This is a genomic window from Nostoc sp. (genome assembly GCF_036917555.1).
GTDB lineage: Bacteria > Cyanobacteriota > Cyanobacteriia > Cyanobacteriales > Nostocaceae > Nostoc.
Genome location: NZ_JBALDD010000021.1, coordinates 40,292 through 55,770, shown reverse-complemented (window position 1 = coordinate 55,770; position 15,479 = coordinate 40,292). Strand labels below are relative to the sequence as shown.

Below are 15,479 nucleotides of genomic sequence, written 5' to 3'. Positions count from 1 at the left end.
TTGTATTGTTTTTATCATTTATTGGTTTAAATGTTATTTAAATAACCAATATAAATTTTTCAAAAAATAGCGCTAATTATAAAAATTTGAGTTAATCTTGGAAACTAGCAATTGTTAAAAACATACGTTGTTACTGGGTGGCAACATTGGAGATTCGCTAGATGTCTCTATGTAATCAAACCAGCAAGTAAAATGATTACCAGAGAATATGCAAGAAGGAAGCTTTATTTGGAGTCATCTGGAAAAACAGCATCGCACGGTTGGAAAATGGATTGATTGGGTATGGCTAATAGTATTGCTGTTGGCAGCAGTATTACTGTTTAGCATCAATCTGGGAGGGTTGCCACTGCGAGATTGGGATGAAGGTACTGTGGCACAGGTTGCTCGTGAAATTTGGCACGCCCCAGCAGGTTCAATGCCTTGGCTTTATCCAACTCTCGGAGGCGAACCATATCATGACAAGCCACCTTTGATGCATTTGCTAATAGCTTGGGCTTATTCTCTAGGAGGCGAAAATGAGTTGACAACGCGCCTCCCTGGAGCAATTTTAACAGCAACATCTGTACCTTTACTGTATTGCATTGCTCAAGAGATATTTCGCCAACGTTGGGCTGCTATTTATAGTGCCTTGATTTATCTAACAATGCTACCTGTGGTGCGTCATGGGCGGCTGGCAATGTTGGATGGGGCGATGGTAAGTTTTTTAATGGTGATGATGTTGTGCGTGTTGCGATCGCGCCGAGATTTACGTTATTGTCTTGGTGTTGGCATTAGCTTTGGGTTTATTTGTTTAACTCAAGGACTGCTAGGTGTATTACTCGGTGCGATCGCACTTGTATTTCTGTTTTGGGATACGCCACGACTGCTCACTTGTTACTATCTCTGGATAGCAATCTTAATTGGCATTCTACCTGTAGCTGGTTGGTATGGTGCCCAACTAATTCACTATGGTTATACTTTCGCCCAAATTGGTATTGCAAACCCATCATTAGGCCGAATTGGCTCAGTTGTAGAAGGTAATTCTGAACCACCTTGGTACTATGTAATTGAACTTCTCAAATACACATGGCCGTGGTTATTATTCTTACCACAAACTGTCCGCTTAACTTGGGAAAATCGCAACCTTAGCTGGGCAAAACTAGTAATGGCGTGGAGTGGAGTTTATCTACTGGTAATTTCCTTTATGATTACCAAAGTTCCCTGGTATTTATTCCCGATTTACCCTAGTTTAGCTTTAGCTTTTGGTATTCAATTATCAGATACGGAAAATTCGCCTTTACTCTCATCTTATCCTCGTGCTTGGGTTGCTGGTTTGGCAATACTTGCTGTGGCTGCTTCTGCTGGTAGCATTTATTTCAGTGCAGGTACAACACCAAAAACAGATTTACAACTGATTTTTGCCGCAGTAGCTTTAACTATGACTTTAGCAGCTATTTTGGCAGAACGAGGTGACGGACAATTTCTGAAGATTTTGTTTTGGGGAAGTTATATTTCGCTGCTGCTGTTAATGAAATCTAACTACTGGGTTTGGGAATTATCTGAAGCCTATCCAGTTAAACCAGTTGCCGCCATGATTGTACGGGCAAATCCAGCTACGAGGAAGATTTACACATCTTTTCCTTACCATCGTCCCTCGTTGGATTATTATAGCGATCGCACCATCATTCCCGCTTCTGTTGGTGAACTGGAATATTATTGGCACTACAACGGACAACCCTACTTTCTACTTCATGCATCTGCTTTCAATAATCTTGAACTAGAGTCGATGAAGCTAGTTGACCAAGCTGAAGGTTGGAAATTAGTCACAAAAGATACTAATCGGCTATAAATATGGGGCATTGGGCATGGTTATTCCCCTTGTCCCCTTGTCAGGAAAAAATCAGATCATTGCCCAAAAGGTAATGATAATCTTGTAGCGATCGCCTTCTTCCAAAAAGTGTAAAAAACCTGCAATTTAGTTTGAAGAAATGATAAAATGCGTAATTTTGCGGTTTTGCTGTCGAAATAGATTTCTCTATGCTTTGAATGTGACGAAATAGTTCATTCATTCAATTTAGCAATTAGGTGCTTACCAAGCAGCAGCAGAATATACTGACGACGCGCCACCATTACAAGCTGTCCAGCAACTTTTGCCGTTGTGCAGCGAGATTGCGACCAAGATTGCAGAACGGGTGATGCAGATGTATCCCAACTATCAATGCCATACAGGTCGTTTAAGTGACACTAACATTAACATTTCGAGTGTCCGTGATCTAGAGATGTTCCAGGTATATCTATGGGTCTGTATTTTGGAGAACAATGTTAGTGCCATACAACAAGAGCTATTTCCACTGTGTATCATGTTGTATCCTCGATTAAAGGTGCGCTGGGAATTGGTGCGGCAATTAATTCACTTGCTTGGTACTGAAATCTGCTCTCGTTTGGAACCAGAACAGGCTGCTTATTTTCTCCCTTACTATGAGTTGTTGCAGGCAATCTTTTCACCCCAAGTATTGCCAGATAGTAAATTTTAGATGCTGTGGTGTCCCGATTTTCAAATTGATATGATAATTAGATATATAAGCATAAATAAACAAAAGTTTGTAGTCAGCACTTTAGTGCTGAAAATACTTACCTTGGGTACTAAAGTACTTACCTAATCAGCGATCGCTCTTTCAGCGGATATAATATAAAACCGTGTCCTATTTGGGGCAATAAGACACGGTTCTATCAAAGTATTTAGTTATAATATTACAAAAATCAAAGTAGAATTTGATTTATACAAAAGTAATCCATTTACTGAGATTTGTTTCCTGGGTCATTAACTTTCTCTGTTGTGGGAAGAATTTGGCGATCATAGCTTGTCTTTTCTTGGGTCAAAGCGATCGCACCAAAGAAAATGGCACTACCTACAGCCAAAGCTACCATCGGACGCTTGAGTAGGACAAAATCTCTGAGAATCCTCGCTAAAGGTCGGCTTTGACGACGTAGCGACGAAGACATCATCAATTGTCTCCAAGTAAACGGATCGCGGACATAATGACCACTTTGGCAAACTACTAGCCTTTCCTGACAATAAGGACAGCAAAACAAGCCCATGCGCGTTTTAACTGGTTTGGGCGTAGCATTTCTTTGGCAAATTGGGCAAGTAACATAATGATTATCAAAAGTGTGTATATTCATTTACCTCGTCCGCCTAGTCCATTTCTCGCTCTATAACCATAGCTATATTGAATTGAGATTCAATGTACGATCTAACATCAGGCATCAATCATACATACATTCTATTACTACCAAGGATGGCTTAATGGTGGCAACACGAGTATAGCTAGATTTAAGCAAGGATGACTCATAGTTAATGTTTACGGGTGCGTCCACCCAGCCGAAAAAACTTTGTTGTCTCTAGAAAAAATAGCGTTGGCGATCGCTCGCACCCCACTAGCCGCAGCTACGCCTAACTTAGGTATCGCTGACCCTTAAATAATTCTCTCTCATTTAACCATTCTCCCCACAAAAATTTTGCACAATGACGTTTTTAGTTAAAGCTTTGGAAGTTAAGCAAATAAAGTCTACTTGTCCGGTTGCTAAATAATGGCTCACAATGATAAGTAACAGATAAAAATTTAAATTTTTTCTTACATTTACCCCGCCTCTCAATGACTCTCTTGCCTCCCACTGAACTAAGGAAGGTAACGGAACAACCTGCCTTTCCTACACCTTCCGCTCATCTAGCTCACCTAATTAATCGTTTTCAACCATCCCCAGAAACAGTTGTGCTGTTTTTAGCCATGCTCATTGGCGGTGGTACTGGTATGGGTGTAGTCACCTTTCACTATTTAATTCAGCTGATTCACCAGTTGATGCTGGAAAATTTAATGGGTCAAATTGGCGTCTGGGGTGCTTGGACTTTAGCTTGCGTTCCCACCCTTGGCGGATTAATTGTTGGCTTGATGCGCTGGCGCACTCAAGACTTTGGCCCTGAACTTTCATCTCTCATCGCCGCCTCTGAGGGAACAGAGATTAGGCGACCACTAAGACCAGTGACAAAAATGCTGGCTGCATCTGTTTCTTTGGGGAGTGGTGCTTCTTTGGGGCCAGAGGGGCCGAGTGTCGAAATTGGCGCAAATTTTGGAATGTTGTTCTCTGTGATCCTGAATGTATCTCAAGAACGACAACGTTTGCTATTGGGTGCTGGCGCGGCGGCTGGACTGGCTGCGGGATTTAATGCTCCCATCGCTGGAGTCTTTTTTGCCCTAGAGGTGGTGATGGGAGCTACATCTTTTGCTACTTCTGCTGTCAGTGTGGTGCTACTAGCGGCGGTGGTAGCAGCATTAATTGCCCAAATTTGTTTGGGGGCACAACCTGCTTTTGATTTACCTGTTTACCAAGTTCGCAGTCCTTTGGAATTACCTCTTTATCTTGGTTTGGGTTTAGGGGCCAGCCTAATTTCTCTGGCTTATACTCAATCAATTCGTTTAGCAAAAGCCTGCTTTGCTGGGAAGGTTCCAGGTTTTGATTTTTTGGGACGAATTCCTCAGCCGATTCATCCAATTATTGGCGGTGCGATCATTGGCGCTGTTGCTTTGCACTTCCCGCAAATTCTGGGTGTCGGTTATGAAACTGTAGAAGCAATGCTTCAAGATGTGGAGTTTCCACTCTACTTATTGGTGGTGTTGTTGGTGGTGAAGTTATTGATGACTGCAATTAGTGCGGGTAGTGGTTTCATCGGTGGTTTGTTCGCACCAGCAATGTTTTTAGGTGCTTCTTTTGGATCGGCTTACGCCAAAATGTTAGCCGTAGCATTCCCGACAATTTGCGATCAAATGGCGGCTCCCCCAGCTTACGCGATGGTGGGAATGGCAGCAGTGCTGGCTGCTAGTGTAAGAGCGCCGTTAACGGCTATTTTAATGCTGTTTGAATTAACCCGTGACTATCGGATTGTTTTACCGTTGATGGCAGCTGTGGGTTTGAGTGTTTGGTTAGTGGAGAGGATTAAACCAACTTTTAACTCTAACTCTAATCTACAACAAATTGGTCTTTCGGAATTGAAAGATGAACAAGCAGAAATTGTGCAGCAAATTTTAGTAGAAGATGCCATGTATCCCTATCCCAAAAAGTTACCTGCAACTTTGGGAGTGTTAGATGCTGCTGTGGAAATGACCCGCGATCGCGTCCGTAGTGCTTTAGTATTTGATGAAGCAGAGCAATTAGTTGGTATACTTTCTTTGGAAGATATTAACTGTGCCCTTGCTATTTGGCAAACATACCCAAATTCCCTAACTGAAATTCCAGATAATTTATCTAGTCAAACCCTCATAGACATTTGTACTGCTGAAATTCTCTATGCATGGCAAGATGAACTTTTATCTGAAGCTTTAGACCGGATGAGTCTTCGAGGTTTACATCAATTACCAGTGGTAGCACGAGATAAACCCGATCGCATTTTAGGTTTATTAGAAAAAGAGCAAATTGCATTAACCTGTAATTTAGCAGTAACACGCAAGGCGCTTCGCCACTATTACCAGTCTTACCCACTACAGATATAGTCATTAGTCATTAGTCATTGGTCATTAGTCATTGGTTTCCAAAAATGACCATTGACTAATGACTATTTATAGTCATTGGTTTTCATACAGTACAAATGACAATTGACTAATGACCATTTATTAAGCCGTGGCTTCTATGGCTTCATCATCTTCGCGATCTTCTGGATCTACCTGTCTCAAACGAATGTGCTTTTTGCCTAAAGTGATCAGAAACTCATCTCCTGGTTTAAGATTCATCTGTTTTGTATAAGCTGAACCTATAAGTAAGTTCCCATTCGATTGCACGCTAATTCTATAGCTAGCACTACGTCCACCACGCCCATTAGCACTGGGTGTACTGTCTAACTGAATGCCTTCAGCATCAATTAGGGCATTTAAGAACTTCATCATATTGACGCGCTCTATACCATTTTTGGTAACGGTATAGTAGCCGCACTTTTTGGCTTTGTCTTCTTTGCTCTCGTTCTCTAGCTCTTTGACTTTTTTGAGCAGTTCTTCGCCGAGTAAGGGTTCAATTTTTTTCTGTTTAGGCATCAACTTAGGTCGAAAATGAATGTTTGAAGTGTTTGAATCGATTTTATTTTAGCTGAGGTTGAGCTAACAGGAACATAATCCTTTAGTTTTTATCTCAACCTAGCCAAGTATATTACACTCAGATGCACAATTGTTATGCCATTACCAATATTGCTAAGACAATCTATTTTAGAGAATGCTGGCAATGCTGATAACTATATATATAGTTTGTGAATTACTGCTAGACTATATAAGTTTTAAGTTTTCTAAACTAACGCTCTAAAGGTTGTCTATTTCTTAAGGATGAGAACTGAGTCAGAGAATGATAAGCAAAACTGATCCTTAGTCATTGATCATTGGTAATTAGTCATTGGTTATTTAGAAACGACAAACTAAAGAAGTCTAAGCGTCAGAAGCTGACCATCAGAATTTCTTTTAAGGGAGATGCAGTGCCAAGGAAGACAAAGGACAAACAACAAAGCTTGCCAAAATGAAATTAACTACCAGAGGACACTATAGTGTGAAGGCGTTGCTAGATTTAAGTTTACAGCCAAGATATGGGCCTGTATCTGTGAGAGCGATCGCTAAACGCCAAGATATTCCAGCTCCTTACCTCGAAAAACTACTAATAGAAATGCGTCGTGCATCTTTAGTGAAATCAATTCGTGGTAGCATCGGCGGATATCAATTGGCAAGAGAGCCTGCACAAATATCTATAGGACAAATTTTAGAAGCTGTTGGCGAAACCAGCCATTTACCTCATCAGACTCCAGCACCTACACAAGCTGAAGATTGGGTAACGTTTAGCCTCTGGGAGAGACTCAACCAAAAGATCAAAGAAGCTTTATACAGTATTACTCTGGCAGACCTTTATTACGATGCTCGGAGTCGGCAAGCTTCCCTTGGAGAAGAAGCTAGTTTTGTGGTTTAGTCAAGAGCGGAGCCGGAGACGCTCCGCCTCTGGTCAATAGTCGAAATATTGACCCTTGACTTTTAACCCTTGACTCGTGACTTATGACTAATAATATCTATATCTTAATAATTGCAGCATTTTTAGATTATTTAATTGGTGATCCTTGGGATTGGCCCCATCCAGTGCAAGTTATGGGGTGGGTAATTTCTCACCTGACCAAGTTTTTTCTCCACTTGTGTCAAAATTCTCTAACACAACGCCTAGCTGGAATTTTACTAGGTATTATCTTAATAATTGGTAGCGGTCTTGTTGGCTTTTTGATTATTCAAATTGCCAGATGGGTTCATCCACTCTTAGGAATTGCAATAGATAGCATTCTTTTGGCTAGTTGTTTTGCTGGTAGAAGTTTGCGAGCAGCAGCGGAGGCAGTTTTACAACCTTTAACAGTCGGAGATTTGGAGAAGGCTCGGAAGATTTTAAGTAATTACGTTGGTCGAGATACCCAAAACCTCTCACAAGCAGAAATTTCACGAGCCATTTTAGAAACGGTTGCAGAAAATGCCACCGATGGAGTAATGGCTCCGCTTTTTTATGCAATTGTTGGTGTCTTTATACCATTTGTGGGGCCAACTCCCTTGGCTTTAGCATATAAAGCCAGCAGTACCCTTGATTCAATGGTGGGCTATCGGGAAGCACCCTATACTTATTTAGGATGGTTCTGTGCGCGGTTAGAAGATTGTTTGACTTGGCTACCTTGTCGGTTAACAGTCGTGACTCTGGCGCTGCTATCGGGTAAACCGATGCATATTTGGCAAATTTGTCGTCGGGATGCAATTAACGATCCTAGTCCCAATTCTGGCTGGAGTGAGTGCGCCTATGCTGCATTTTTAGGTGTGCAGATGGGGGGTACAAATTGGTATCGGGGGGTAGCTAAGTACAAACCACTGCTAGGAGATGCTATTTATGCGATTACTGCAACTTCTATTCAGAATGCTTTGCAGCTGACTCGATATTGTTTTTTGCTATGGTTAGGGATAGCGATCACTGTATTCTTAATGCTCCCAAATAAAATGTAAAGTTAGGAGTTAGGAGTTAAGAGTTAAGAATAAAAACTCCTAACTCTTAACTTATCACTCCTAACTTATGACTCGCTATGTCTGCCAAAGTAGTTGAAATTCTCTCATCTGAAGAAATCCGTCGTACCTTGACTCGCCTTGCCTCTCAAATTGTTGAAAGGACGCGTGATTTGTCTCAACTGGTGCTTCTTGGCATTTATACCAGGGGTGCGTTATTAGCCGAATTATTGGCGCGTCAGATTGAGACGCTCGAAGGTGTAGCAGTCTCAGTCGGCGCTTTGGACATTACATTTTATCGAGATGACCTTGACAAAATTGGATTGCGGACTCCAACGAAAAGCAAAATTCCTTTTGACCTTACGGGGAAAACGGTTGTACTTGTGGATGATGTGATTTTCAAAGGACGGACGATTCGCGCTGCTTTGAACGCAGTCAACGACTACGGTAGGCCAGAGGTGATTCGTTTAGCTGTGTTAGTAGACAGAGGCCATCGAGAATTACCAATTCACCCAGATTTTATTGGCAAGAAGTTGCCTACAGCTAAAGAAGAAATTGTCAAAGTTTATTTACAAAATTGTGATGGGCGAGATGCAGTAGAGTTGATTGCAGATTAGGCTATGGAGGCAGGAGGCACGGGGCAGGAGGCTGCAAATAGAAACTCTTTGTGTCTGATTTTAAATCCTGCATTTTTTACCCTACTCAGTGCTGAGTAGTGAGTGTTTCGGCAAGAGAGTAAATTAATAATTACTCAGTATTTATGTACTTGGGTTTGAGCAAGGCCCCTTGTGGGTGGCCTTGCAACTCAGCACTGGCTCAACCCTAGCTATCCGCTAACAGCACTCTTCATCTCATCTACTTGAAAACTCCTCTAAGTAATCAAGCAAAGATGATACTACGGGTAAGGGTAACTGTGAGAAGTCTGTAAAACCTCATTAAAAAATAAAGATTGTTTAGCTGTCTTGTCAGAAAACCACAAGTCCTAATCAGAAAATAAGACATTACAACCAATCGATCGCAATTTGATTGTTAACAAGCTCGTTAATCAAACCCGACTTTTTTGAGGTCAAAGAGCAAAAAAGCCTTATCGGGCATGAAGTAGAAAGCTAGTGCCTCAAAATACTCCTGAAAGCCAGTCCTTATTGAATAAGTTTTGTGTAGAATTTGGTGGTGAGGTTATTTACTTGATTCTCAATTGCAACAATCCAGGTTTCATTTATGAGTCAGTCTTTTTCTCAAAACCAAGCAAGACGAAATCATCAACAAAGACTGTGGCAACAAAAATGGAGTTTAAAGACTAAAGCAATAGTTTGGGCACTGAGTATTAGTGTGCTTCCTGTAGTTGCAATTGGAACAGCTACTTACAACTATGGCATTAATTTAATTAACACACAAACTCCGCAAGTAAGACTTGAGAGTGCAAAAAGTTCAACAGAAACTGAACTTGCTCTACAAAGACAATTGTCACTCTTGTTAACTGGTATGGGAGTGACAGCAATTTTAGCAGGTGCGATCGCTGTTTTTGTAGTTAATCGAGCTATTAGTCGAGTCAGCAAGGCTGCTGCAACTTCTAATATTATTAAAAATAAGCTACGTCCAGACAGTGAGTTTACTCAAACTTCCATCACTACCAAAGATGAATTAGTGATATTAGAGAGAAACATAAATTTATTCACAGAGTTGCTTTCAGATATACTACAACAAAAAGAAGCAGAAGCTGATTACTCCCAGCTATCGATAAAAATTACCCGCTGGGTTCGAGAATCATTCAATGAAGAAGATGTTCTCAAAACTACCTCAGAAGAAATTCGTAAAGCTTTAAGCATTGATCGCGTAACCATCTTTTGCTTCAACTCCAACTCTAATGGAACCTTTATCGCAGAGTCAGTAGCACCTGGTTTACCGAAAATGTTAGGGGTTATAGTCTCTAACACTGGGTTTGAAACAGGATATATAGAAAAATATCAGAATGGTTGCATCCGGGCTATTGATGATATCTATCAAGCCAATCTCAGTGATGGTGATATTGAGCTGCTGGAGCAATTTGCGGTCAAATCTAATTTAGTAGCACCGATTCTCAAAGGCAAGCAGCTATTCGGTTTATTGATTGCACATCAGTGTTCTAGACTTCGCTTTTGGCAGCAGTCTGAGATTAATTTGTTTGCTCACATAGCCATACAAGTGGGATTTGCTCTTGACTACGCTAGGCTTCTAAAACAGGTAGATTCAAAGGCAGATCGAGCTCAGGTATTTATAGAAACTACCCGCAGCATTCGCCAATCGCTCAACGAAGAGGATGTCCTCAAAACGACGGTGGGGGAGGTTCGTAAAGCACTAAGTACTGACCGAGTGCTGGTTTATAGCTTTTACCCTAATTGGTCTGGAATTATAATTGCCGAATCAGTGATTCCAGGTTATCCCAAAGTTTTGCGGTCTGAAATTCAAGACATCTGTTTCAGTCAGGGTTATGTAGAAAAGTATCAGTCTGGTCGCGTTGTAGCCACAAACAACATTTATGAAGCTGGTTTAGCTGACTGCCATATTAACTTACTCGAATCCTTTGCTGTGAAAGCAAATTTGGTCGCCCCCATTCTCAAAGATGAACAGTTATTTGGCTTATTAATTGCACATCAATGCTCCAGACCCCGTGATTGGCAAAAATCTGAGATTGATTTATTTGCTCAGATAGCGATGCAAGTGGGGTTTGCTCTCGACCATGCAAGACTCCTACAACGAATCGAGGCTGAGGGTGTGCAAAGTCAGTTGTTAGCAGATACTATCGGCAGTATTCGCCAATCACTCAACGAAGAGGATGTCCTCAAAACCACTGTGGAAGAGGTTCGCAAAGCTGTGAGTACCGACCGCGTGATGGTTTACAGCTTTGATGCTAATTGGTCTGGAACAGTGATTGCTGAATCAGTTGTTCTCACCTACCCAAAAGTTTTGCGAGCTGAAATCCAAGACCCATGTTTCGGTCAAGGCTATGTAGAAGAGTATCAGTCTGGTCGCGTTCTCGCAATCAACAATATTTATGAAGCAGGTTTGGCTGACTGCCATATTAACTTACTCGAATCCTTTGCTGTCAAAGCAAATCTGGTCGCCCCCATTATTAAAGATAAACAGCTATTTGGCTTGTTAATTGCACATCAATGCTCCAGACCCCGTGATTGGCAACAAGTTGAGATTGATTTATTTGGTCAGATAGCGATGCAAGTAGGATTTGCTCTCGACCATGCAAGACTCCTGCAACGAATCGAAGCTGAAAGGATGCGAAGTCAGTTACTAGTGGATATTATCCGCAGCATTCGCCAATCCCTCAAGGAAGAGGATATCATCAAAACTACTGTGGAAAAGGTTCGCAAAGCACTGAGTACTGACCGAGTGTTAGTTTATAACTTTTACGCTAATTGGTTTGGAATTATTATTGCTGAATCAGTGCTTCCAGGTTATCCCAAAGTTTTGCGGTCTAAAATCCATGACCCTTGTTTCACTCAAGGCTATGTAGAAAAGTACCAGTCTGGTCGCGTTGTCGCAATCAACAACATTTATGAGTCTAGTTTGGCTGATTGTCACATTAAACTGCTCGAATCTTTTGGTGTGAAAGCAAATTTAGTAGCACCAATTATTAAAGATGAGCAGCTATTTGGCTTGTTAATTGCACATCAGTGTTCTGAACCCCGTGATTGGCAACAATCTGAGATTGATTTATTTGCCCAGATAGCCATGCAAGTAGGATTTACTCTCGATCATGCTAGGCTCCTACAAGCGTATCAAACTGCTGAAGCTAACTCTGATGAATAGTAGGGGCGCGCAGCTGTCATTGGTGTCAACTTAACATGAAAGCCAGCCTAGAACCAGCTTGTGGAGATTGTCTCTTATCTCGTTCCCAGTCTCCGACTGGGAATGCCCGTCGCTGAGGCTCCGCCTCAAGACTTGCGGCTCTGCCGCAATGAATAGCATTTCCAACCAGAGGCTGGGAACGAGATTTGAAAAGGGTTTTAGCTTAAGTTGACACCAATGTGTAGCTGTGCGCCCCTACTTAATATATGTATTTTTACGAAAAGCTTAGTGTAACTTTTGACGAAGAAGCTGCTAGAGCGATCGCTAATGGTAAAATTCGATGTTCCTGAATTTGAATCCTGGCGTGGAGTGTTTCTGCTGTATCATCCGGCAGTACTGGTACTGCGGCTTGCATCAATATTGGGCCACTGTCCATTTCTAAACAAGCTATATGCACTGTACAACCAGTGATTTTTACCCCAGATGCTAAGGCTTGTTCTACAGCATGGATTCCCTTGAAACTAGGTAACAAACTAGGATGGATATTAATAATCCTCTCAGGAAAGGCATCAATGAAAACTGACGTTAATAGTCGCATCCACCCTGCCAAAATCACCCATTCTACATCGTAGTGCCGCAATGTCTGCACAATTTTTTCGTCAAACTCTTCTCGGTTTTGATAGTTGCGGTGATTTAATAAGACAGTTTCTACACCTCTATTAGCTGCTCTGACAGCTGCTTTCGCTGAGGGATTATTGTAAATTAAAACTTGAATTTGGGCATTTAGCCGCCCATCTTGGATAGCTTGGGCAACTACATCAAAATTGCTGCCATTTCCAGAAGCCATAATTCCTAGTTTTAAAGGGGCAAATTGTTGGCAATCATTGCTAATGCTGGGAGAAACCAAGCTAAGGATAGAATCAGGACGGAGGGTCATAACAGCTAAGAGGGTTAATTATAGATGCCAAAAATATCTACTAAGTCGTGGTTGGATAATGATACAGTAGCCGCGTGGATTTTTCTCGCACCAGCATTAATTTTGCTGGGTGTTTTTATCATTTGGCCGATTGCCTATTTGTTCTACCTCAGTTTTACTGCTGGTAGTTTCACCTTAAAAGGTATTTATTGGATAGGCTTAAAAAACTATTGGCGCTTGCTACTCAACCCCGACTTCTTGCAAGTCCTGGGTAACACCTTTTATTTTACGATCGCCACGGTCATTCCCAGTTTAGTTATCTCCTTGGGATTGGCAGTACTATTAAACCGCTCCATTCCCTTGCGGGGCATCCTGCGAAGTGTTTATTTTTTACCCTCAATTATTTCAATTGTGGCAGCGGGTTTGGGATTTCGCTGGCTGTTTCAGACATCAGGGCCAGTTAACGGACTTTTAGATTTTTTTGGCATTTCAGACATACCCTGGTTAGGAGACACATTTTGGGCAATGCCGGTAATTATTTTAATGAGTATTTGGAAACAACTGGGTTTCAATATGGTGGTTTTTTTAGCAGGGTTGCAAGCAATTCCTCCCAGTCGTTATGAAGCAGCAGATTTAGATGGAGCAAATGCTTGGCAACAATTTTGGTATATTACTTTGCCGGGATTGCGCCCGACTGTCATATTTGCAATCATTACTACTGCAATTTTTACATTGCGGAGTTTTGAGCAAGTTTATGTGATGACTGGCGGCGGGCCACTGAACTCGACTAATTTGCTGGTTTACTACATTTACCAAGAAGCTTTTGGTCAGTTTGATTTTGGTTATGCAGCAGCAGGAGCGACTGTGTTATTAGCAGTGACGTTGGTACTAGTTTATTTACAACTGCAAACTTGGGGAGAGGAGTAGGGAAGGCGGGGGAGGCGGGGGAGCATACTTCTCTACGAGAGGCTGTGCCAACGACTACGCTCAGTAACCGGGGGAGGCAGGAGGAAAATTTTGGAAGTTGCTAAATCATACTGCAAGTATGCAATGCCAAAAAATGTTGTGTATTGAATTAGAAAGAGCTAGAGTTTTAACTTCTTATATAGGCTGCGATATTCCCAAGGATTTACAAATTTAGTATCGCTCCAAACGCCGAGCCGTTGTTCCTTGGCCTTAGCTTCGGCTTGTTGAACTAAATCTTTACTAGGACACTTGTTTAAATAAGGACGATACACTTTTGCTAAACCTTCTTGTAACAATATCTGTTGCACAAAAGTGCCATTTTTTAAACGTACTTCGGCAATTTTACGTCCATAGCGATCGCTATCGGTGATATTCAAAGTCACGCGATCGCCTCCTTGTTGCACCAGTTGTTGTACCCGTTCTTGGGCTTTCACACCCCAAGTAAATTGATTGCGATCGCTTGTGCGTTTACTCTGTTTTTCTTTGTTTGTATGGGCTATTTCTGGGGCATCTACACAAGCAAAGCGCACAGTAAAGTTTTTGCCATCAGTATCTTTAACTACTAAAGTATCGCCATCACTGACTCGCTCAACCGGTTCTCCAGAAGTACTAATAAAGCGATCGCAGCCGATCAAATTCAAAATTATGATAGTTGCACAAAGCCAAAATCGCACTGGTTTAGTTAATTTCTCCATCCAAACTTACCTGCATTACCTCTGTGGGATGATACTAACAAAATCAAAAGATATTTTTGTTAACTGTTGATATACTGCCACAGGCAATTCAAAATCCAAAATGGTAAGACCCTCTGGCGACAACCGAATAGAAAATGCAGATTAGTATAAGAATTGTAACCTTCCAATTGTCAACGGCAATTTCTGATGAACTTTTTGACTCACATTCTGCATCTAGCTGGTTCAGGTGTCTTTGCGTATTACTCTGCTGCTCAAATTCGTGATTCTAAAACCCGCCCCAACATCCTTGCGGGGTTTCAGTTGGCCGAATCTGGCTCGGTGCCGTTTTTAACTGCACTTGGCGATCGCGCAGCTGCCGAAGGCGATACATGGCTAGCCGAAAAACTAGCAAAACATGCATCAGATGAAACTAAGCATGGTCAAATTTTTGCCCACGCTTTACAACAGATGAATAAACAAGTTATAGATTTCAAGCGTCAACCCCAAACTCCATCCACAAAAAAATCACAACAGCGTAGTCCCTTTTTTGCAGCATTCTATGAGGGCTACCCTCAAGAACAGCTCAAACCTGCTGTGATTGATTGGGATATGTTTATGGCTAGCACATACATTCTGGAGTTAGATGCTAGCAAAGACTTTAAGCGAATGGCAAAAGTATTACCTGATAACGAGTCAACCGCTCGGAACTTGAAGTTAGGAATGCTAAGTATTGCCCAAGATGAAACTGGACATGCTGCTTATCTCTACGAAGCGATGATGCGACGGATGTCTGCAACTAAAGTGCAAAAACTTGTAGATATGTGGCGAACCCGCAAGGTGAACGCTTTGTTGGCAATGGTTGGCGGTATCCTCCAGCGCGATGGCGAAACGCGATCGCTAGTCCAGGATAGTGCGCCGTCGGAAATCGATTCTGAGTTGGTAGCTACGTAATTATAGATATCTTGAGTATCTAATGATCAACTACCCTTGGCTCAAACTTTCCTTAGCCAGGGGTTTCTATATTTGACAACATAACCTGAGACAACTGAAGCATTTATTTATGTTGCGATGATTCGATTGATGCTCAAGCAACTTGCATAATTAAAATCACATATCTAA

At 41.7% G+C, this 15,479-nt stretch carries 11 protein-coding genes and 2 pseudogenes; 9 read left to right on the top strand and 4 right to left on the bottom strand.

Annotation, left to right across the window (positions count from 1 at the left end; translation table 11 throughout):
* The first annotated feature begins 208 nt into the window (after positions 1-208).
* Positions 209-1,828 (top strand): ArnT family glycosyltransferase, encoded by a 1,620-nt coding sequence (locus tag V7K60_RS07470; protein WP_334924232.1) that lies wholly within the window; start codon positions 209-211, stop codon positions 1,826-1,828.
* A gap of 271 nt (positions 1,829-2,099) precedes the next feature.
* Positions 2,100-2,513, top strand: a pseudogene (locus V7K60_RS07465) (hypothetical protein); the annotation flags it as partial.
* A gap of 262 nt (positions 2,514-2,775) precedes the next feature.
* Here the strand turns inward: V7K60_RS07465 and V7K60_RS07460 are convergent.
* Positions 2,776-3,162 (bottom strand): hypothetical protein, encoded by a 387-nt coding sequence (locus tag V7K60_RS07460; RefSeq protein WP_334924230.1) that lies wholly within the window; start codon positions 3,160-3,162, stop codon positions 2,776-2,778.
* Positions 3,163-3,635: 473 nt separating this feature from the next.
* Here V7K60_RS07460 and V7K60_RS07455 point away from each other — a divergent pair.
* A pseudogene (locus tag V7K60_RS07455) lies at positions 3,636-5,539 on the top strand (chloride channel protein).
* Between the two features lie 106 nt (positions 5,540-5,645).
* Here V7K60_RS07455 and V7K60_RS07450 read toward each other — a convergent pair.
* Positions 5,646-6,059 carry an AbrB family transcriptional regulator gene (locus V7K60_RS07450; protein WP_104909531.1) on the bottom strand — a complete coding sequence of 138 codons (414 nt, stop codon included), beginning with the start codon at positions 6,057-6,059 and terminating at the stop codon, positions 5,646-5,648.
* Between the two features lie 469 nt (positions 6,060-6,528).
* Between V7K60_RS07450 and V7K60_RS07445 the strand changes: the two genes are divergently transcribed.
* From V7K60_RS07445 to V7K60_RS07430, 4 genes are all read left to right on the top strand, one after another.
* On the top strand, positions 6,529-6,969 hold the full coding sequence (locus V7K60_RS07445; protein WP_334924228.1) for an Rrf2 family transcriptional regulator: 441 nt from the start codon (positions 6,529-6,531) through the stop codon (positions 6,967-6,969).
* 83 nt (positions 6,970-7,052) lie between these two features.
* Positions 7,053-8,027, top strand: a complete 975-nt coding sequence (gene cbiB / locus V7K60_RS07440) for an adenosylcobinamide-phosphate synthase CbiB (RefSeq protein ID WP_334924226.1) — start codon at positions 7,053-7,055, stop codon at positions 8,025-8,027.
* A 77-nt stretch (positions 8,028-8,104) separates the two neighbouring features.
* A complete protein-coding gene (gene pyrR / locus V7K60_RS07435; protein WP_334924224.1) occupies positions 8,105-8,641 on the top strand; it encodes a bifunctional pyr operon transcriptional regulator/uracil phosphoribosyltransferase PyrR in 537 nt (178 codons plus the stop codon).
* Between the two features lie 601 nt (positions 8,642-9,242).
* A complete protein-coding gene (locus V7K60_RS07430) occupies positions 9,243-11,825 on the top strand; it encodes a GAF domain-containing protein (protein ID WP_334924222.1) in 2,583 nt (860 codons plus the stop codon).
* A 253-nt stretch (positions 11,826-12,078) separates the two neighbouring features.
* Here V7K60_RS07430 and purN read toward each other — a convergent pair whose 3' ends face one another.
* Positions 12,079-12,741 (bottom strand): phosphoribosylglycinamide formyltransferase, encoded by a 663-nt coding sequence (gene purN, locus V7K60_RS07425; RefSeq protein WP_334924220.1) that lies wholly within the window; start codon positions 12,739-12,741, stop codon positions 12,079-12,081.
* 24 nt (positions 12,742-12,765) lie between these two features.
* Between purN and V7K60_RS07420 the strand changes: the two genes are divergently transcribed.
* Positions 12,766-13,647 carry a carbohydrate ABC transporter permease gene (locus V7K60_RS07420; protein WP_334924219.1) on the top strand — a complete coding sequence of 294 codons (882 nt, stop codon included), beginning with the start codon at positions 12,766-12,768 and terminating at the stop codon, positions 13,645-13,647.
* A gap of 158 nt (positions 13,648-13,805) precedes the next feature.
* Here V7K60_RS07420 and V7K60_RS07415 read toward each other — a convergent pair whose 3' ends face one another.
* Positions 13,806-14,381: a thermonuclease family protein gene (locus V7K60_RS07415; RefSeq protein ID WP_334924217.1), complete on the bottom strand. Its 576-nt coding sequence runs from the start codon at positions 14,379-14,381 to the stop codon at positions 13,806-13,808.
* Between the two features lie 186 nt (positions 14,382-14,567).
* Between V7K60_RS07415 and V7K60_RS07410 the strand changes: the two genes are divergently transcribed.
* On the top strand, positions 14,568-15,311 hold the full coding sequence (locus V7K60_RS07410; RefSeq protein WP_334924215.1) for a ferritin-like domain-containing protein: 744 nt from the start codon (positions 14,568-14,570) through the stop codon (positions 15,309-15,311).
* Positions 15,312-15,479 lie beyond the last annotated feature (168 nt).